We start from the raw sequence: 20,614 nt of genomic DNA on the forward strand, positions 1-20,614 counted from the left end.
AGTAAATTTAAAATCACTAAAAAAGAGAATTCATTATGTAATTAACTCAATCAAATATAGCTATACCAATGCAGTAGTAGAAGGTAAAAACAATATGATAAAGGTTTTTAAAAGAGTATCCTTCGGATTTAGAAGCTATAGAAATATGAGAGCCAGAATACTTTTAAGAGAACGATTTGAGATAAAATAGGTAGCATAGAAAGTTATCTATGCTACCTATTAATTAGATTAAATTATATGATATTTTTTCATCAACACTATTTGACAAAGAACCCTATTTTTGTTATTTTAATTTTAAATGTACTTTCTCAAATAATTTAAACTTAAATTTTTAACTATATATTTTCAATCTTATTTTTCATCTAACTCTATTTCTTTTATCAGTTTCGAAGGTACAGAATTTTCTCCTCCAATTATTGTTACTTTATTGATTTGATTTTCTTTGATATATGATTTTATCTCCTCAGCATTTTGGCGATTTGCAAGGACTAATACTGCTTTGTTTTTTATAACATATGGTCCTGCTGAAAGAGCATCAGCATAATTTTCTCCACTTACTAGGATAATTTCTTTTTTATTATCTAAAGATTGCTTTGCGAGTAAAATAGATGTTTCATATCTATCTTTTCCAGCTATTCTCTTAGTTTCAATATTCTCTGTTTTTAGTTCATTTTCTATTGCTTTTTCTAGTGAGTCTGAGCCACCTATAATAAGTGATTTTTCTACATTATACTTCTTTATAAAATTTTTCGCCTTATCGTTAATACTAGATTTTTCTACAAAAAGTATTGGATTTGTATCATTGTTAGCAATGTTACATATAGATATAGAGTCTACTAAACTTTTCCCATTAATAAGTGTTATTTTATCCACTTTTTTATCTGCTTTTGCTAACTTCTCCGCTATTTTGACCGAAGTCTCATATCTGTCTTTTCCTGATATTCTTTCAACTCCAAAGTTTTTCTTTAAATCTCTTTCAAGGATTTCGTTTATGGATTTATTCCCCCCAATAATAACTATTTTCTTTGCACCCAATCTTTCTATTTCTTTTAAGACTTCTTTTTCTAATTTATTTGCCTTTGTAAATAATATTGGTGCATCTAATGATTTTGCATATGGAACAACTGCTAAGGAATCACTTTCCTTGCAACCATTTGCAAGTACTACTGTATCCGAATTTGTGTAAATTTTTTTGCTGATTTCTATGGCTGTTTTATACCTATTTTCACCAGCTATTCTTTTTGTTGACTTTTGAGTTGTTGTTTCCTTTCTTATTGATTTCCTTTTATTCCTTGAACGATTCTTATTATCAGTACTTACTTCTTTTCCTTTGTCCTTCTCTTTATCTTTTTCTTTATCCTTTTCAGATAAATTTTTTCCACTTGGGTTTATGAATTCTTTTCCGTAATCAATATTATTTACAGTTGGAGGATTGATTATATCGCTCCAAAATAACGGTTGATCATCATCTGATAAAATATTTATATTTCTACCATTTCTTGCATAACCAATTGTTTTATTAGATATTTCAACACCTTTTTCATAAGCCTTTCCTACATCATCATTCTTGCTATAACTATGTCCACCTTGAAGTATGGCATTATGAATACTTATACTACCTCTTCCACTTACTGCATTTCCACCAGGTCCCATAGTCGCAGAACCTCCTACAGCTATCAATTTCCCATCACCAAATATGCGACCATTATCCAATATCAATGCTGTTCCACCGTGACTTGTAGTGGCATTTCTACCTCCACCATACACACCCAAAGTTGCATTTTCTTTTACATCTACACTTCCATTTTCTATTTTTAAAGCAGTCTGTCCTGGAAGAGGCTTACCATCTGCTGTTTTACCTGTTGCAGATTCATCCCCTTTAATAAAAGTATCTCCGCTAAAAATGACATTCCCTTTTACAAGCACTACTGGATCAGTTACTTTCTTTGCTTTATTACCATCTGTAAGAGAATTTGCATTAGAATATATCATAGACTTTTCTAATTCTGCACCATCTTCTAAAATTAGCTGACCGTTAATTTGTGCTCCTGTTAAATATTTCCCTTCCTTAGGAGAATAATTCATTTGGAATTTTCCACCTTTTTCTACGACTATTTTCCCATAAATAGATGAATCTCTGAGATTTAGTTTAGCTCCATCTTTAACAATTATTTTAACACTACTTTTTACTTTCATATTTACCATTGTGAGGTCTGTATCTTTTCCTATAATCAGAGTCTGTTTTGTATCTTCATTTTGTTCAATAGGATATCCAAGTTCTCCATAAACACCACTTGTATGTGATCCAAACCAAGCTTTAATTTTAGAAGGAACTACTACAGTTTCTTTATCTGAATCAAATTTTGTAATATTCCAAGGCTCCATATCCCACATTGCTTTTCCATCAAATGTGGCTTTTGCATTTTCTTCTTTTAGATGATCAATTAATTTTTCATTATAGCCATATACATTAAATGGAAGCTCATTAGTACTTGCTATTCTTCCAGATGTATCCTTCAATAACACCTTAACTTTGTATTTACCTTCTTTTTGTGGTATTCCACTAAGAGTAATTGCACTATCATGTGTTGAATAAATTCCTTTCATTCCAGAAGATGGATCCAATACTATTTTAGAATTTTCTTTATCAAAAACTACTTTGTTCATGTCTTTTAACAATTTCCAGTCTGATTTTTTGGGTACATCACTTTCATTTTCAACTAGGGCAACTTGAAGTACTACATTACTATTTTTATTACTAGATACGACTGATGTAGCCCCAGATATTGCGTCATATTTTTTCTGATTTACCATTGCAGGTTCAAAAAATCCTAATAAACGTGCTTTTAATACCTTTTTTTCTATTACATCCTTATTTGTTTCAACTTTAATTCCATAGTCTTTTGAATTCTTTTCATAATATTTAAAGGCATTTACTTTACCTGACTCCATTTCTATTTCAAGCAAATCATCATCTTTTAGATTATGAAACCATATCCTTCCATTATCTTTATCCAAATGATACCCACCTGAAAATACTTGATACTTGCTATTTTTTTCTTCTTGCTTAACATGATTTACTGATATTGATTTTATTTTATTAATCATTTCTTCTGGCTTAATGTTTAAATAGAATTCACCGAAATCTTTATGTACTTTTAATGTTATTTCCTGTTCTATCTTATTTTTATCATTCTTTTCTTCTTTTTCAGAGTCTTCTTTTTTTTCTGTATCCACTTGTTCTGAATCATTATTTGATACCAAGATAGGCGCTTCATACTTACACTCTGTTAAAGATATTTGGGTAAATTTAATATTAACAGTTGCTTTATCTGTACTAACATATAAAGTATCTCCTGATTCAATTGGTTGAATATTAATTTCATTTCTTCCTGATTCTGTATTTATATAATAAACATTTTGATCACTAGTCTTAAGTCTTTTTTCTGACTTTGCATATGTATTTAATTTTTCATTTCTTTCTACTCTAATTTCCTTTATTTCAGATACATCAAATGCATTATTAAATTCAATTGAAAGATGATCTCCTATCAAAGATTTTAAAACATTTTTGACATCATTAAAATTATCACCTGTTTTTGCAGAAGCAGGCAATGTTGTTGCAGATAATGTAAGTAAAGCTGATAAAAGCAGCATACTCACTTTTTTACTTTTGAATTTCATAATTTCCCCCCTTTATATTTTATTTTTTTAATGAAAAACGTTATTAAATGATAATACATTCCCATTTTCCCTCTAAAATATACACTTACATTTATAACATTTGCAATCCCCCCCCTCGAATAATTAAATAGTTATTATTTATTTAAAAAAGCACACTAACAACTAACACTTCATTTTTTATGTAATAATATTATTATTTTATCGAAATCATTTTCCCATACATGTTTTTTCTCAAAAATTCAACTTTATTTTTATACAAATTTTAAAGTAATATTGATTTAATAAATTATCATAATCATTATATCATGTTATAGATGATAATATCAATCATTTTCATTACCCTTTTCAAATAATATAATCCGTAATTTGAAAAACAATGTTCACAATATATTGTAAGTATAAACTCTAGTTGTTTTTAAATTACTTTTTTATTTACAATAAAATTTATTAATTTTATCAAGGAAACTTTTTTATATTTTTAATACTTAATGCATTCAATTATATTAATAAAAATATAAGATGTAACTTTAAGATAAAAATAAGCTACTGATAAAATCAGTAGCTTATTTTTATTGCATTAATTTTTATTTTACTTAAAGTTTTCTAGTATGTATTTTTCTGCTGAATGAACTGCTATTGCACCATCTGCTGCTGCAGTTATTATCTGTCTAAGAGATTTCTTTCTTATATCTCCTATTGCAAATATACCTTCTACACTTGTTTTACAATCTTCATCTGTAATTATATATCCATTAGGAGCAAGTTCCACTAAATCTTTTACAAGTTCTGAATTTGGATTACTTCCTATTGCAACAAATAGACCATCTATATCTATTCTTCTTTCGCTTCCGTCAGTTTTATCAACTGTAATTATAGCTTCAGTCTTGTCTTCTCCTACAACTTCCTTGATCGTACTATTCCATACTACTTCTACATCAGATTCAAATAATCTTGTCTGTAAAGTCTTATTGGCTCTAAGTTCATCTCTTCTGTGAATAAGATATACTTTTGATGCTATTCTAGATAGATATAAAGCATCTTCAACAGCGGTATCTCCACCACCATTTACTGCTACTACCTTATTTCTGTAGAAACCACCATCACATATTGCACAGTATCCTACACCTCTACCAGTAAACTTTTCTTCATTTGGTATACCAAGCTTTCTTGAAGTTGCTCCCATTGAAAGAATTACTGATTTTGTAAGTATTTCATCTTCACCAACAGTTAGCTTCTTCAATCCATCTTCAAGAACTTCTATTTTATCTACACCGTTATATCTTATTTCAGCACCAAATCTCTTTGCATGTTCTAACATTGCATTTGAAAGTTCTATGCCGTTTGTATCTGGTAGAGCTGGATAGTTTTCTATTTCATTTGTAGATACCATCTGACCACCATGGAACTGCTTTTCAAGAATTAAAGTTTTTAATTCTGCTCTTCCACCATATATTCCAGCAGTCATTCCTCCTGGACCTCCACCTATTATTGCTATGTCATAAATTGTCTTTTCGCTCATAACTTACCTCCTGTTGGTTTATTTAAAATGATTCTTTAGGACCCTTTGTTCCTGCTTCGTAAAAATATAATTTATTTGAATTTTTCTTATACAGATCTATTATTCTATTTATAAAATTCCAGCTTATTTCTATCTGTTCCCATTGAGAGAATAAACTTTTATCTGAATCCATACATGCCTTTATTAATCTTTCATATGCCTCAGGTGTATTCATTCTATTTTCTAGTATACAACTTTGGCAAAAATCCATTCCTACTTCTTCTATTACCTTTGTTTCTGTCCCTGGCTTTTTAATATTAAAGTTAATTTTTACACCTTCGTCAGGCTGTATTTTTATTATAATATTATTTCCAGGTACTCCTTCTGAAGTAGACTTGAATGAAATTACTACTTCACTTTCTCTTTTGTGAAGCTTTTTACCTGTTCTTAAATAGAAAGGCACTCCATTCCATCTTTCATTATCTATTTCTAGCTTCATAGCAACGTATGTTTCTGTTACAGAGTTTGGATCTACCTTATCCTCATCCCTATAACCCTTATACTGCCCCATTAAAAGTACGTCATCTATTTCCTCTGGAGAAACTTCTTTCAAACTTTTAAATACATTACTCTGTGCATCTTTTATTGCCTTGCTACTTGAGTCTTTGGGTTCTTCCATTGCTACTATGGACATTATCTGGAAGAGATGATTCTGTATCATATCAGCAAGGGCACCACTTTTATCATAGTAGCCACCTCTACTGTCTACACCAACTGTTTCATAGACATTTATATCCACTCTATCTATAAACTCTCTATTCCAAACTCCCTTAAATATTGCATTTGCAAATCTTAAAGTCATTATATTTATTATCATTTCTTTTCCTAGATAATGATCTATATGATATATATTATCGTCTTTAAAATAACTCTTTAAATTTCTATATATCTCTTTTGCTGATTCTAAATCATTTCCAAAAGGCTTTTCTATTATTACTTTTGTATCTCCCATACAACAGCTTTTATCTTCTAAGCTATTCTTCTTTTCAGATAAACAATTTGCGCTCTTTAAACCTTCAGATATAGGTCCAAATAGCCCTGGAGATACTGCGTAATAGTAAATCAAGCCGTCTTTCATATTGTTTTCTTCTATAAAATCTACAAGACCATTGTACTCCTGCATATTAGTCATATCCATCTTGTAATACTTTATTCTTTTCTTAAACTCTTCAAAATCTTTCTCAGTATACTGAAGTCTTGAAAATTCTTTAGTCCACTCATTTATTATATTTATATAATCTTCATTAGTGTAATCTCTTCTTCCTATACCGACTATTTTGTAGTCATCTGGAAGGCTTCCAAGACAATGTAGATTATATAGAGCTGGAAAGAGCTTTCTGTATGCAAGATCTCCAGTACCGCCAAAGATTACTATTCCTCTATTATTCATAATATCTTCCATTTCTTATTTATATCTATTTTTGTTTTATTTTTTATCTATTTAAAAATACTAACATTAAATCCCTATTTTAATCTTAATTTTTTTCACTAGCTGTCCAATCAAAGTGATAGCTTCCTTCTTTGTCAGTTCTTTCAAATGTATGAGCCCCAAAATAATCTCTCTGAGCCTGTATCATGTTTGCACTTGACTGAGAAGTTCTATACGTATCTATATACTCTAAAGCTGATGTCATAGCTGAAACTGCTACACCACTTTGTACTGCAATAGAAACTAACTCTCTAAGGTCTGTTAATCTAGTGTTTATTTCATTTGCAAAGAATTTTGTAAACATAAGATTGTCTATATGTTCCTCTTCCTTGAAAGCATCTGATATATCATTTAAGAACTTGGCTCTTATAATACAACCACCCCTAAATATCTTTGCTATTTCAGAGAAGTTAAAGTCCCAACCATATTCTTTTTCTGCTACACTTAAAAGCTTAAACCCTTGTGCATATGAAACTATCTTTGAAACGTAAAGTGCATTTTTTACTAATCCTACAAATTCTTCTCTTCCTATATTGAAATCTTCTAATTTGCTTACTTTAGCTTCGATTATTCTCTCACCTTTAATTCTTTCGTCTTTAAGGTTTGACATAAATCTTCCATTAAGTGCTGCTGTAATTACTGATATATCAACACCTAAATCAATAGCTTCTAGGTTTGTCCACTTTCCTGTACCCTTTTGAGATGCCTTGTCCATTATTATATCAAGAAGATACTTATTATCCTCTTTTACCTTTAATATATTTGAAGTTATCTCTATTAAATAACTTTCAAGTTCACTATTATTCCATTCTTCAAATATGTTGTGAAGTTCTTCATTACTAAATCCAGCAACTCTCTTTAATAGAGTGTAGGCTTCAGCAATAAGTTGCATATCTGCATATTCTATACCATTATGAACCATCTTTACATAGTGTCCTGCACCATCTGTAGAAAGATATTTACAACAAGCTTCCCCATATGCCTTTGCTGAAATCTTTTCAAATATTTCAGCTAGATATGAATATGCTTCTTTATCTCCACCTGGCATAATTGCTGGTCCGAATCTTGCTCCTTCTTCACCACCTGAAATACCTACTCCTAAGAAATTAATTTCTTTTTCTTTAAGATATTTAGTTCTTCTTATTGTATCCTTAAAGTATGAATTACCTCCATCAATTATAATATCATTTTTATCTACTAATGGTATTAACTGCTCTATAAGCATATCTACAGGCGCACCTGACTTTACCATTAAAAATATTCTTCTAGGTTTTTCTAAAGAATCTACAAATTCCTTTAAACTATGTGTTGGAATAAAATTCTCATGTCCGTGTTCTTCCATCACCTTGTCTACTACTGAAGTAGTTCTGTTAAATATAGACACCTTGTAACCATTATCTGCCATATTAAGGGCTAAATTCATTCCCATAACAGATAATCCTATAACTCCTATGTTGCTTTTCATACTTTCTCTCCTTTTTATATCTACCATAAATTATTTATATTTGTTATTATTTCTAAAATTTTTTTATTAAACTGTAACTTTAATATTAACAGTTATATTTTATATATACACCTATTTTTTATTTTTTAATCATTTATTATACTGAATTATTTTTATCTCCCTTAGAAAAGCTTTTATCAGATTCTTTTTTTCTTTTATTTTCTCTATTTTTCTTAATAAGACCACCTTCCATATGATTTATTTCATTTTCTACAAAAGTCGCTCTCTTTATAGAATTCAAACCATATTTTTCTCTTATTCCGTCTACTGCCTTATAAAGTTTTTCTTCTTTAGTATTTAAAGTATCAAAAAAATTTAGTTGTTCTACTCTTTTGTCTTTAACCTGTGATGTCGTAACTCCTATATGTCTAATAGGGGTTCTATCCCAATTTTCTGCAAATAATCTACAAGCCTCTGTATAAATAATATTTACTGAATTGCTAGGTATTGAAAGTTTCTTTTGCCTACTTATGCGTTTAAAGTTCATATCTACTATTTCAATACTTACAACGCCTGCCTTCATATCCTTTCTTCTAAGTCTAGCACAAACAGTTTCACAAAGGGATAATATTAGCTGATTTGCATTGTTGATATCTGTAATATCATTTGCCGTAGTTGTAGAATTCCCTATGGATTTGTTTTTTACTTGCTCTTTAAAAAATTCTACTCCATCTAAGCCATTTGAATGTCTATATATTACTTCTCCATGTTTCTTAAATCGCCTTCTTATAAAGTCTATATCTGCATTTGCAAGGTCTCCTATACTTTCAAAGCCCAGATTTTTTAGTTTCAAAGCTGTTTTTCTCCCTACAAAAAATAGTTCCTCAATTGGAAGCGGCCATAGCTTAGACTCTATTTCATCTTTAAAAAGAGTATGAGTTTTATTGGGTTTGCTAAATTCACCTGCCATCTTCGCACAAACCATATTATTTCCAACTCCTATATTAACTGTAAATCCAAGTTCTTCCTTTATTCTTTTTCTAATCATATCAGCACAACTTTTGGCAGGTCCAAATAACCTCTCAGTACCTGTCATTTCCATGAAAGCCTCATCTATTGAATACTGGTATACATTTGGAGAATATTCTTTTAGAAGGTTGATAAGAGCTTGAGAATATTCTATATACAAATCAAAGTCTGCAGCTACTACATATAGCTGTGGACATTTTCTCTTAGATATTTCTATGGCTTCACCTGTCTTAACACCAAAGTTTTTGGCAATCTGACTTTTAGCCAAAACTATACCACTTCTTTTGCTTGGATCACCAGAAACTGCAGAGGCTATTTCTCTCAAATCTTTCGACTCAGGATTTTCTTTTTTTCTTCTAGCTGCCTCCCAACTCAAATATGCTGAATTAACATCCACATGAAAATATATTTTTTCAGACACAAAATCACCTCCAACTCACAAACATATGTTCTTATATAATTATAGTATATTTCAATAATCTATTCAATAATATTTAAACATAACAAAAGCGACCTATGAAAATCCATAGGTCGCTTTTGTTTGTTTTTAGACTTTAATTCGTTCATGAATAACATCATATATTATAACATTATTTATTGGAAAATTAAAGTCTTTTTCAGTATTTAAATAAAATTATATTATTTTCTACCTGTTGAGCCGACTCCACCTATTCTTTCATCTGATTTAGGTTCATCTGAATCTATTGCAAGGTACTTTGAAAATATACCTTGAATAACTCTTTCTCCAGCTTTTATAACTACTTCTTCATCGGTAAGGTTTCTCAACATAAATCCTATATTCCCGTCATTGTCTGGGTTAGAATAATAATCTGAATCTATTATACCTGTAGTATTTGCAAGAACTAATCCCCTTTTCATGCCAATTGAACTTCTAACATGAGTAGATAAAACTTCATCAGCAAGCATATATGCCTTTATGTCCGTAAAAATAACCTTTGAATGTCCTCTAGCTGGAATCACTATATCTACTGGTGTGCATATATCATAACCAGCTGATCTAGACGTAGCCCTCTGTGGAATTACTATTTCACAGTCTGGGTGCTTTCTATATTTATCTTCTACTATTTCAAATCCTCTAATCAACTCTATTTCTCCTTTATGTATATTTCTAAAGATTATTATAACATATAGAGATGAGTTTTTAATAATTCTAATCCAAATATTTTATCGTCTAATTTCTATTATATCATCATCGTAATCTACTTCTCTCTCTTCAAGAGCTGCTACATACTCATATTCCACTGAATTAGACACAACTACTGGTGAGCACATATTATATCCTAACTCTACTAGCTTTTCTAGGTTAAACTTAATTACCTTATCTCCTTGCTTAACAGTTTGATTTTTCTCTACAAGCAGTTCAAAATGTTCTCCATGGAGTTTTGTTGTATCCAAACCTATATGAACTAATATTTCTTCTCCTGTTTCTGACAACATATTAAATGCATTTTTACCTTTAAATACATTGATTATAGTACCGTCTATAGGTGCTGCTGCATACCCCTGCGAGGGCATTACCGCTGCCCCCTTACCTAATAGTTCATCTGAAAACTGAGGGTCTGGAACTTTATAAAGTGGAAGCAACTTTCCTCTAAACGGCGACTTCAAAACAATCTTAGATGTTTCTTCTTTTTCCAACAAATCTTTTAAACCTTTAAACATAACTTCCTCCTCTCTAATAGAAAACTCTTGCTATAGAAATTTTTTAATAAAGATTAGATATAAGAATTCTCACTTCATTAATTGTGATTATTATTAAATATTATATGAATAATATATCTATTGTGATAAAGTTATCATTTTATCTAAAAATTGTCAACACTTTTTCTGAATATTTTTATTATTTGTTTTTACTAAATATCAAACTTGTAAGTGCTAACTATTAAATCTTTCTACTATTTCTCTTACCTTTTTTTCATCAACTATTCCATTTGAATCTTGGGCAAAAGTGCCAAAGTGTACATCATATTCCCTAATGTTATAATCTATTTCTTTCTTTATCTTATCTAAAACATCGAAATTTAATCCGCTTCCTATCATTATTCTTTTGTCGCTTATTTTTATCATATCTCTTATAATATCTAAGTGATCTACAGCCTTACCAGCTCCACCAGATGTAAGTATATGAGTTACCTTTTTACATTTATTTAAAGTTCTTACGCTTTCTAAAATATTTCTAGATTCGTCTATTGCCCTATGAAAAGTTACATCAATATTTATATTTTCCAAAACATAGTTCAAGGCTCCTAAATCTACATTTCCTTCTTTATCCAGAATGCCTAGCACTAATCTTTTTACTCCCATATCTTGAAATACTTCTGCATCTCTTTTCATAACATCTAAATAGTGTTTTTCATAGCAAAAACTTCTAGACATAGGTCTTAGCATTACAGCAACTTCAATATCTATATTTTTGATTATTTGTTCAATCATTGCAAAACTTGGAGTAAGACCTCCTTCAGAAAGAGCTGATACCAACTCAACTCTAGCTGCTCCACCTTTCTGTGCATTTATTGCATCATCAAAACTCTGCGCTATAATCTCAACTGTTTTTTTATTCATAGCAACCTCCTTATAAAAACTCTTTTTCAATTTTTAATCTTATCTGTTTCAATATTGTCTATTCCAAAATTATTTATTTCAATATTATCTATTTCAAACTTATCTGTTTCAATATTATCTATTCCTAGAGTTGTCTCTTTTTAAGTAATTTGATATAAACTTTTTAGATGGTGAATAAAGATTTTGAGGAAGTTTATCCAGTTCAAACCATTCCCACTTATCTTGCTTGTCTATTTCCATTACCTTTGCTTCACCTTTTACTTTATTGGCAATTACATGTATTGTAATAAAATGTCTATCTGTCTGTATATCATCAATTGCTCCAAATACTTCCATATCACTTATATCTAAATCCGTTTCTTCTTTAACTTCTCTAGCAGCACATTCAAATATTGTCTCATTGTACTCTTGCTTTCCACCTGGTAAACACCAGCTATCTGGCTCATATATTCCACCTGTGTCTAAACCATTAGAGACTCTATGCCCAAGAAGGATCTTATTTCCCTTTTTAATCATTACACCAATACCGATTTTTATTATATTTTCCATAACTTCCTCCGAAATATTTAAAGGGAACAAAGACTAACTCTGTTCCCTTATTTATTTATCGCCTTAATTATACAATAAAGCAATTTTTTATTCAATTTTTCTATTTACTTATTGGATAATTTTTCATCTATCCCTTGTAAATTTTATTGTTTAGATAAAATATCTCAATTTAAGTCCTAAGTAGAAAGCTTTATAATTTCTTTCATTTATGAAAAATGATTTTTTCTTTTTAATAAAATTATTATAGCATTTCTATAAATGCAGCTATTCTTGTTTCAATCTGACCACTATCTGATTTTGAGTAGTCTGTCTCTAGCTTCATATATGGAACTCCCATATCTTCTACTGCTCTTTCCATTTTAGCTGCCTCTACATTAAAAGTATGACAAGCCTGAAGAACAAGCTCTATTACTCCATCTACCTTATACTCTTCTACCATATTAAGAGTATTTTCTATTCTAGCATCATTTGGAGTAAATACAGAACAATTTATTTCCATATATCTATCTGATATTGCTCTCATTATATCATCTGCATTTTCATCTATCATCTGAGTATTAGTTCTTTCTCCGCCACAATCGTCTTTACAAACTATTACTCCACCATTTTCTTCAATTACTATCCCGACCTTTTCAATAAGTCCACCTGATGGACATCCAGTAATTAAAATTCTCTTTTCCTTCTTTGAAACAGGTCTTTCGCCTTTTTCAAAATAATTTTCTTTAGACTCTTTTATTAATTGTTTTATATTTTCTATTTGAGTGTCTACATCAAGAGAAAAAGTTCCCTTTTGCATAGCTATCATTATATCTGTTCCCTTCATTACAGGAGGAACATTCTTCTGCAACTGATACATTTCTACATACAATTTTCTTAGTTCATTTCTTTTCTTAGCAGCTTCTCTAAGCTTTTCTTCAGTAATCTCTATATCGAACTTCTTTTCTAAAACTTCCTTTAAATAAACACATTCTTGATACCAATTGTCATATATATATGGTCTATCCTTACCTTGAGGAAGATGCATTACATGAACATCTTTTATTTCTCCAAGTAATTCATACATTTTTTTCTTTCCATCACAAGTTGTTTCTCCGATTATGATATCTGAAAAATATGTGTATGGACATTTTTCTGTCATTGCAAATCCATAAGTAGACTTGATTAAAGGACATAGATTTTTAGGTAGAACCTTTTCAGCATCTGGTATAGTTTCATTGCTTGTTCCACAAAGTCCAACACTTCCTATTCCACCTGCATCTAGTATTTCCTGTGGAGTATAGGTGCAAAGACATCCTGCTATTTTACCTCCGTTTTTTTTATAATCCATAGCTCTTATAAATCCTTGTTTTCTTATATCTACATATTCTTCAAACTTCTTTGGTAAACTTAAATCCTTCATTTTTATCTCCTTTAGTCCTATATATTCTAATCTTCTATTTCGCCTGCATATACTGCAGCACCTATTGCTCCTGCAAATCTAGCCTCTGGAGCTGAATCAACTGGTGCATCAAGAGCTTTTGAAAGTTCTTTTATAAAATATTTATTTTCACAAAAACCTCCCGTTAATATATACTTATCTGCTGGAACCTGTGCAGCAAGCTGTATAACCTTTGTAACAACAGATTTTATTACACCGTTGGCAATATCTTCCCTTGGAGTCCCCTGCCCTATAAGGCTTATTATTTCAGACTCTGCAAATACAGTACACATTGAACTTATAGTTGTTTCCTTGCCCTTTGCAGCTAGTTCTTCCAATTCTTCAAGAGTAAGACCTAACCTATCTGACATTATCTCTATAAACTTTCCTGTACCAGCAGAGCACTTATCATTCATAAGAAACTTCATTACTCTACCTCTTTTTAGAGAAATTACCTTGGTATCTTGACCACCTATATCTATCACGGTAGCATTTTCACCAAATAAATAATGAGCTCCCTTGCCATGACAAGAAATTTCAGTCATCACATCATTGGCATATGGAACTGATATTCTTCCATAACCTGTTGCCATTATATTGGCTTCTTCTATATTTATATCTTTTTCTTCTAACATTTCCTTAATAGTTTCAGCTGTTTTCCTAGAATTGTAACCTGTTGGAATCATAAAAGTGCTTTCTATATAATCATTATCCATGATACATACTTTCGCACAGCTTGAACCTATATCTATTCCAATATTTTTCATATAATCCCCCTTCTATTTTTCTCACACTATTATTTTAACATTTTATACTATGCTCTTTGGTAAATTGTATCATTTATAGATAAACATTATATTTCGAATATATGATATAGTTTTCTTGAATATATCTCAGTTTATTTAGATCTCTATAATTTTTTATTAATTCAGATAAGATAAAGTTTGTAAAATATTAACTTACATATTTTTGAATTTTTCATATAAAAACACCGACAGTATTAGATTATCAAATCTCATACTGTCGGCGAAACACATATTATTATATATTCTTAAGGACTAATTTAAAGTCTTTCAAGCAATTTTATTACACTTTCATATACCTTCTTGGCGCTGTCTATTACAAAATACTCTCCTGGTGCATGAAGTAATCTTATATCTGGTCCCATTGATATCATATCTAACTTTCTATCAATGTGTTTAGCAAATTCACTAGGTTCAAGTCCAGCATGAAGAATCATCATCTTAGGCTTTTCACCTGTCATTTCTTCCCAAACTTCTTCATAAGTAGTTCTTAAATCTGAATCTACCACATATTCCCATGGAGGACAGTTGCTCATTACTTCATATTCTCCACCTAAAAGTTCTGTCAATCTAAATACCTTATCTGCAAGTAATTCAAACTGAGATTCCATAGAGCTTCTTGTCATTATTTCTATTCTAGTTTTATCTCCCTCAAATCTGATTACACCTAAACTAATTGATGTTTCAACTGTGTCTGGATAATCCATATCCATTCTTATTATTCCAGTATCCGCAAAGTTTATAAAATCTAAAACTCTCATAGTTGACTCTTTGTCAAGAACTTCTTCTATTGTATCAATCTTTTCTACTTCAATATATATTCCTGAATCCGATACTCTGTATTCATTTCTAAATATTTTTTCGTATTTTGCAGCAATTTCTCTTAGCTTCTCTTCATCTTCTGCTGCTATATTTACATAAGCTTCAGTATTTCTAGGTATAGCATTATATTTATCTCCACCTACTATATCCGCCAATTCAAAAGTTTCTATATCAAGAGCTTCCATCAATACTCTAACCATTAATTTGTTTGAGTTTGCTCTGCCTCTATGAATATCTTCTCCAGAATGTCCACCTGCAAGACCTGCTACTTTTACCTTGTAAGTATTCTTATTATCTGCTTTTTTGTAAGATAATGGAAGTTTGACTCTTATAACTGGTCCACCTGCACAGCCTACTACTACAAGTCCCTCATCATCACTATCTATATTGATTACCTTACTCCCTGTAAGCTTTGAAAAATCAAAATTTTCTATTCCTGTCATGCCTCTTTCTTCATCTGAAGTCGCAAGAAATTCTATTGCAGGATGCTTTATGTCTTTATCTGCCAATATTGCCATGGCAAAAGCAACACCAACACCATCATCAGCACCCAAAGTAGTTTCTTTTGCTATTACTTTACCGTCTTCAACTGTTATATCAATAGGGTCTTTATCAAAGTCATGTTCAACTCCAGGATTTTTTTCGCACACCATGTCTATATGTGCTTGAAGTATAATGCTGTCATGATCTTCATATCCCTTTGAAGCAGGTTTTTTTATAAGAACATTATTAAACTCATCTTTTTCAGCATAAAGCCCATTTTCTTTTGCAAAATCCATAAGATATTCTACAACTTTTTCTTCTTTTCCTGATGGTCTAGGTATTCTTGTCAAATCTTCAAAGTATCTAAAGAATGCCTTTGGTTCTAAATTTGCTAATTTTCTGTTTTCTATGTTCATATTAATTCCACCTTTCTAGTGTATAACTACTTTCAGTGCACGTCTAAGTTAGATGCAAAGATTTTTATTATACAGATATTTATATGATGAAAGTTTGTATTCAATTTTTTAATCAAACACAATTTTCTCATATTTCAATATAATTCTATATTTTATTTAATAACACTCAAGCGTTTTTCTTAAATATTTTATATTTATTTATAATAGTTGACTTTCTTTTTATGTATATCTTATTAATGTACAAACATTGCTGCCAAAACTAAAACTGCAGATGTTACTACAAAGATATATAAAAGGAACTTCCACATAAACTTAATCCATGTTGAGAAAGAAGTTTTAGTCATTGCAAGTACTCCCATCAAAAGACCAGAAGTAGGGGCTATTATTGCTATCATTGAACTCGCTGCTGCATACCCTATTACAACTATCTCACGACCTACATGAGCAAAATCCGCAAGTGGTGCCATTATACTCATTGATAATGTAGCCAAACCTGAACTTGAAGGTATAAAGAATGACAATATAAGGAATATAATATAGTTCATAAATGCAAACATTCCAGATGACATAGATGTTACTCCTGTTTCACAGAAATGAAGCAAAGTGTCTGTTATAGAAGCATTCGTCATAAGCACTGATACACCTCTAGCTACACCTATAATTATTGCCACACTCAAAAGATCTGCAGCACCTGCTATAAAGGTATCTATAAAATCATTTGAATTAATGCCATCAACAATTGCTACAAGTATTGATGCAGTTAGGAATACACCTGTTAATTCACCAAACCACCAATGAACAGTTGGCCATATTGTAATTCCTAACTCTGACCAAGGAAGCACTCCCCAGATCATTATTACAAAAGACATTACAAATATACCCATAATTATTTTTCTCTTTAAGTTAAATTCAGGAAGAACATCTCCTTCTCCCTCTGCTCCCTTTAAGAAGAAACTGTCTATTTCATCCTTTTGGCTATATACAAGAGACTTTGTAGGATCTTCCTTTACCTTTTTTGCATATCTCATTGTAAATATTATTCCTGATGGAATATATATTGCAAGAAGTATCAATCTTATTCCAATACCATCCCCCATAGATATTCCAGCAAACTTACTTGCTATAGCTACAGCAAATGGATTGGCTATCGATCCCATTACTCCAAGTGCAGCTCCAACCTTGATTACAGAAAGACCTACTAAAGTATCATATCCTGCTAAAAGGAATATCGGTATCAATACTGGGAAAAATGGAAGAGTTTCTTCTTCAATACCAAATGCTGCACCAGCTAATGAGAATATTAACATTAATGTTGGAACTAAAAGGTATTCTCTTCCCTTGATTTTCTTTAAAACTTTACCAATAGATGCATCTAATGCACCCGTTTTAACTATTAGTGCAAGATATCCGCCTATTACCAAACAATAAAGTATAATATCAACTGATTGCATAAATCCATTTATTGGAGCCATTATAATATTAAATATTCCCTGTGGCTTAGATGCTACAGCATGAAAAGTTCCCGGTATAGGCTGTAAAACAGATGCATTAGGATCAACATAATTATATGCACCACCTGGTAATACCCAAGATAAAATAGCAACAAACACCGTCACCATCATAATAATTACATAAGAGTTGGGCATCTCAAATTTTTTCTTTTTCTTATTCTTATTCTTTGCCATCGAATTCTCCTTTCGATTATCAACTTCTCCCCTATAAGGTTCAAATGATTTTTCTTAAAATTTTATTTTGCTAAGTCCAATAAAAATATCGGACTTAGCAATATCGATTTAGATATGTGTCTTTACAAGCATTACTAATTATATTAATCTCGTTTTTACTATGTCAATTTTGTAAATTTTTATATGCTCAATAATAAACCTTACTAAATCGTATTTAATATTATTAATTTTCACCTTGCTATTAGAGATTACAAACTGTACAGATTAAAATTCTTCAGCTTTATTCAACTTTAAATTCATAGCCTTCTTAACACCCATATTATAAACAGGTATACCAAGAAGAAGAATAATTATACTACCAATAGACATCAGTGGACTTGTTATAAGCTGAACTGCTAATACAAACAAACCGCCCATTATAGCTATAATAGGAACCACTGGATATAAAGGAGTTTTGAACTGAAGACTTGCAACATCTACCTTCTTTCTATTTTTGAAAGTAGCTATAAATGTCAAGACAATAAATATCCAAATTGAAAATATTGCAAAATCTGTTAATAGATTGAATTGTCCACTTAGTGCATATATAGCACCTAAAAGACATACAAATATAATTGAATTTTGAGGAACATTATTTCTATTAAACTTCAATAAACTTTCACTCTTTGGAAGAACTCTATCTTGAGCTAGTGCATAAAGAACTCTAGATCCTGTAAATGCATATGAATTACCACATCCAAAAGCTGAAATCATAATTCCTATACCTATTATTTTTCCTCCTAAAGGTCCAAATAAAGAAACTGCAACAGAAAGTCCTGGTGAAGCTGAATTTCCAAGAGCACTTGCTGGTAGCACTTTTAAGAAGGCTACATTTATTAGTAAATATATCGCAAGAACTATACTTAATCCTCCTACCATTGCTTTAGATATATCCTTTGCTGGATCTTTCATTTCTCCTGCTAATGCACAAACATTAATCCATCCATCAAAAGCAAAGAATATAGCTAGAAGTATCTTACCTCCTGCAGTAACAGCATTTACGCCCTTACCTACAAAAGGATGAATCATTGATGAGTGATTTCTTCCAAGAAACAAACCTGCTACTATGATAATTGCTAATGCTAATATTTTAAATACTGTTGCTAGATTTCCAATAAAAGCACTTTGTTTTGATCCCATAAGGTTTACAACAGTAAATATAAGTATTACTATCAATGTTAAAGGCAACTTTATCCATTCAACTCCAGATAAAACTGCAAACTGATCAGAGAATATAACTGCTAAAGCTGCAATCATACCAGGGAAATATAGTAAAACTTGCACCCATCCAGCAAGAAATCCCATCTTTTCACCGTAAACCTCTCTTATATAAACTATCATTCCACCTGTCTTTGGTATACATACTGCAAGTTCAGAAACTGTAAGAGCTCCGCATAATGTTATTAATCCAGCTATTACCCATGAAATTATTCCTAATCCAGGAGCTCCTCCAGTTGCTGTATAAATTGCTTGTGGCTTAAAGAAAACACCTGATCCAATAATTCCACCTACAACGACAAAAATTGCACTGGATACACCGATACTTTTCTCCATACCGCCATCACTTTGTAATTTTGTATCTTCCACAATACACCTCCAAATTATATAATACTTTTACAATTTTTTTAATTTATTGTAATTTTTATAAATTAATTATACATCATTGTTAAAAACTAGTCCATAATAATCACGAAATCGTTTTCACTAAACTGTTTAATTCATATCATAAGTATCCTAATATTAAGCATCTAACACATTTTTAGATATAAATACTTTTTTTATATAGAAATAATAGATTTTTTCTATATTATTGTATTTTAATCGCATTTTAATGGTATATAATTATATATATTAAAGTAAAAATAGTATTTTTTATTTAATTATAACTTAATATTAGATAATCTTTTCAAATACTTTCATCTAATCTTTATACTATTTTTTATTATTAAGTTTAATTTTACTTGTATAATATTCTATATATTTTTATAAAATTAGGTAATCTAAGCAATACTTTTACAAAAAGTATATACATACATATAGACAAAAAAATATCTACTGTAATCACGTTTATATTTTCCAGTAGATATTTATATGTAAATTCATATGTCAATTGATATTTTTTAAATTTATTTGCTGAATATAATTAATTTTGAAAAGTATTTTGAATTATAGATAATCATTGAATCTTGTTAACATCTTATGTTACGGTTAATCCGTACAGTCCACGATGTGCGCGTTGCGTTACAGCTATTTCAAAACATCTTATGTTACGGTTAATCTGCGAGGAAGCATACACACCACCACAAAGAACTAAATTTCAAAACATCTTATGTTACGGTTAATCTTTAATTGTTAGAATATTCTATAAAAGTTATTCGCTATTTCAAAACATCTTATGTTACGGTTAATCGATCTAGCCATGTTTGGGGAAAAAGAGCCGACAAAAATTTCAAAACATCTTATGTTACGGTTAATCTAAAAGAGATATTTGGGCAAGAGAAATGCCAGACAAATTTCAAAACATCTTATGTTACGGTTAATCTATTTTAGGAGAAAGAGACTATGCAGCGGTAGGTGGATTTCAAAACATCTTATGTTACGGTTAATCTAAATAAAAATATAGAATTAATTTCAGAAAAGGTATATTTCAAAACATCTTATGTTACGGTTAAT

Annotated in this window: 15 protein-coding genes and 1 CRISPR repeat array; of the genes, 1 reads left to right on the forward strand and 14 read right to left on the reverse strand. The window is 30.4% G+C overall.

Annotated features, from left to right (window positions below; genetic code table 11):
* Nucleotides 1-190, forward strand: a 190-nt coding sequence (locus tag BMY82_RS07750; RefSeq protein WP_144019728.1) for a transposase, incomplete at its 5' end; no start/stop codon positions are given.
* Between the two features lie 161 nt (nt 191-351).
* Here the strand turns inward: BMY82_RS07750 and BMY82_RS07755 are convergent.
* The 14 genes from BMY82_RS07755 to BMY82_RS07820 form a co-directional block, all read right to left on the reverse strand.
* Nucleotides 352-3,684, reverse strand: coding sequence for a cell wall-binding repeat-containing protein (locus tag BMY82_RS07755; RefSeq protein ID WP_091975985.1), 3,333 nt, complete (start codon nt 3,682-3,684; stop codon nt 352-354).
* Between the two features lie 589 nt (nt 3,685-4,273).
* A complete protein-coding gene (trxB, locus tag BMY82_RS07760) occupies nt 4,274-5,203 on the reverse strand; it encodes a thioredoxin-disulfide reductase (protein ID WP_091975986.1) in 930 nt (309 codons plus the stop codon).
* 22 nt (nt 5,204-5,225) lie between these two features.
* Complete coding sequence (zwf, locus tag BMY82_RS07765; RefSeq protein WP_091975987.1) at nt 5,226-6,632, reverse strand: glucose-6-phosphate dehydrogenase; 1,407 nt, start codon at nt 6,630-6,632, stop codon at nt 5,226-5,228.
* An 85-nt stretch (nt 6,633-6,717) separates the two neighbouring features.
* The gene (gndA, locus tag BMY82_RS07770; RefSeq protein ID WP_091975988.1) at nt 6,718-8,136 is read right to left on the reverse strand and encodes an NADP-dependent phosphogluconate dehydrogenase; all 1,419 of its coding nucleotides are present in this window, start codon (nt 8,134-8,136) and stop codon (nt 6,718-6,720) included.
* Nucleotides 8,137-8,272: 136 nt separating this feature from the next.
* On the reverse strand, nt 8,273-9,565 hold the full coding sequence (locus tag BMY82_RS07775) for a DNA polymerase Y family protein (RefSeq protein WP_091975989.1): 1,293 nt from the start codon (nt 9,563-9,565) through the stop codon (nt 8,273-8,275).
* 218 nt (nt 9,566-9,783) lie between these two features.
* Complete coding sequence (locus BMY82_RS07780; protein ID WP_091975990.1) at nt 9,784-10,248, reverse strand: dCTP deaminase/dUTPase family protein; 465 nt, start codon at nt 10,246-10,248, stop codon at nt 9,784-9,786.
* 81 nt (nt 10,249-10,329) lie between these two features.
* Entirely contained in the window at nt 10,330-10,827 is a 498-nt protein-coding gene (locus BMY82_RS07785) for a PTS sugar transporter subunit IIA (RefSeq protein ID WP_091975991.1), read from the reverse strand.
* A gap of 213 nt (nt 10,828-11,040) precedes the next feature.
* A complete protein-coding gene (locus tag BMY82_RS07790) occupies nt 11,041-11,727 on the reverse strand; it encodes a copper homeostasis protein CutC (protein ID WP_091975992.1) in 687 nt (228 codons plus the stop codon).
* Nucleotides 11,728-11,841: 114 nt separating this feature from the next.
* Nucleotides 11,842-12,276, reverse strand: a complete 435-nt coding sequence (locus tag BMY82_RS07795) for a nucleotide triphosphate diphosphatase NUDT15 (RefSeq protein WP_091975993.1) — start codon at nt 12,274-12,276, stop codon at nt 11,842-11,844.
* Between the two features lie 241 nt (nt 12,277-12,517).
* On the reverse strand, nt 12,518-13,675 hold the full coding sequence (locus BMY82_RS07800) for a double-cubane-cluster-containing anaerobic reductase (RefSeq protein WP_091975994.1): 1,158 nt from the start codon (nt 13,673-13,675) through the stop codon (nt 12,518-12,520).
* Between the two features lie 26 nt (nt 13,676-13,701).
* Nucleotides 13,702-14,460: an acyl-CoA dehydratase activase gene (locus BMY82_RS07805; RefSeq protein ID WP_091975995.1), complete on the reverse strand. Its 759-nt coding sequence runs from the start codon at nt 14,458-14,460 to the stop codon at nt 13,702-13,704.
* A 296-nt stretch (nt 14,461-14,756) separates the two neighbouring features.
* On the reverse strand, nt 14,757-16,217 hold the full coding sequence (gene pepD, locus BMY82_RS07810; protein WP_091975996.1) for a beta-Ala-His dipeptidase: 1,461 nt from the start codon (nt 16,215-16,217) through the stop codon (nt 14,757-14,759).
* A gap of 233 nt (nt 16,218-16,450) precedes the next feature.
* On the reverse strand, nt 16,451-17,902 hold the full coding sequence (locus tag BMY82_RS07815; protein WP_091975997.1) for a YfcC family protein: 1,452 nt from the start codon (nt 17,900-17,902) through the stop codon (nt 16,451-16,453).
* Between the two features lie 264 nt (nt 17,903-18,166).
* The gene (locus BMY82_RS07820) at nt 18,167-19,528 is read right to left on the reverse strand and encodes an APC family permease (RefSeq protein ID WP_317315887.1); all 1,362 of its coding nucleotides are present in this window, start codon (nt 19,526-19,528) and stop codon (nt 18,167-18,169) included.
* 597 nt (nt 19,529-20,125) lie between these two features.
* Nucleotides 20,126-20,549: direct repeats of the CRISPR family, unit length 30 nt; unit sequence ATTTCAAAACATCTTATGTTACGGTTAATC.
* Nucleotides 20,550-20,614 lie beyond the last annotated feature (65 nt).

It is taken from the genome of Peptostreptococcus russellii, assembly GCF_900110295.1.
Classification (GTDB): Bacteria; Bacillota; Clostridia; order Peptostreptococcales; family Peptostreptococcaceae; genus Peptostreptococcus; species Peptostreptococcus russellii_A.

Excerpts from the sequence above, each read along its gene's own strand:
- pepD (WP_091975996.1), bottom strand. The coding sequence starts at position 16,217 with ATGAACATAGAAAACAGAAAATTAGCAAATTTAGAACCAAAGGCATTC.
- BMY82_RS07790 (WP_091975992.1), bottom strand. The coding sequence starts at position 11,727 with ATGAATAAAAAAACAGTTGAGATTATAGCGCAGAGTTTTGATGATGCA.
- zwf (WP_091975987.1), bottom strand. The coding sequence starts at position 6,632 with ATGAATAATAGAGGAATAGTAATCTTTGGCGGTACTGGAGATCTTGCA.
- BMY82_RS07805 (WP_091975995.1), bottom strand. The coding sequence starts at position 14,460 with ATGAAAAATATTGGAATAGATATAGGTTCAAGCTGTGCGAAAGTATGT.
- BMY82_RS07755 (WP_091975985.1), bottom strand. The coding sequence starts at position 3,684 with ATGAAATTCAAAAGTAAAAAAGTGAGTATGCTGCTTTTATCAGCTTTA.
- gndA (WP_091975988.1), bottom strand. The coding sequence starts at position 8,136 with ATGAAAAGCAACATAGGAGTTATAGGATTATCTGTTATGGGAATGAAT.
- BMY82_RS07815 (WP_091975997.1), bottom strand. The coding sequence starts at position 17,902 with ATGGCAAAGAATAAGAATAAGAAAAAGAAAAAATTTGAGATGCCCAAC.
- trxB (WP_091975986.1), bottom strand. The coding sequence starts at position 5,203 with ATGAGCGAAAAGACAATTTATGACATAGCAATAATAGGTGGAGGTCCA.
- BMY82_RS07795 (WP_091975993.1), bottom strand. The coding sequence starts at position 12,276 with ATGGAAAATATAATAAAAATCGGTATTGGTGTAATGATTAAAAAGGGA.
- BMY82_RS07785 (WP_091975991.1), bottom strand. The coding sequence starts at position 10,827 with ATGTTTAAAGGTTTAAAAGATTTGTTGGAAAAAGAAGAAACATCTAAG.
- BMY82_RS07800 (WP_091975994.1), bottom strand. The coding sequence starts at position 13,675 with ATGAAGGATTTAAGTTTACCAAAGAAGTTTGAAGAATATGTAGATATA.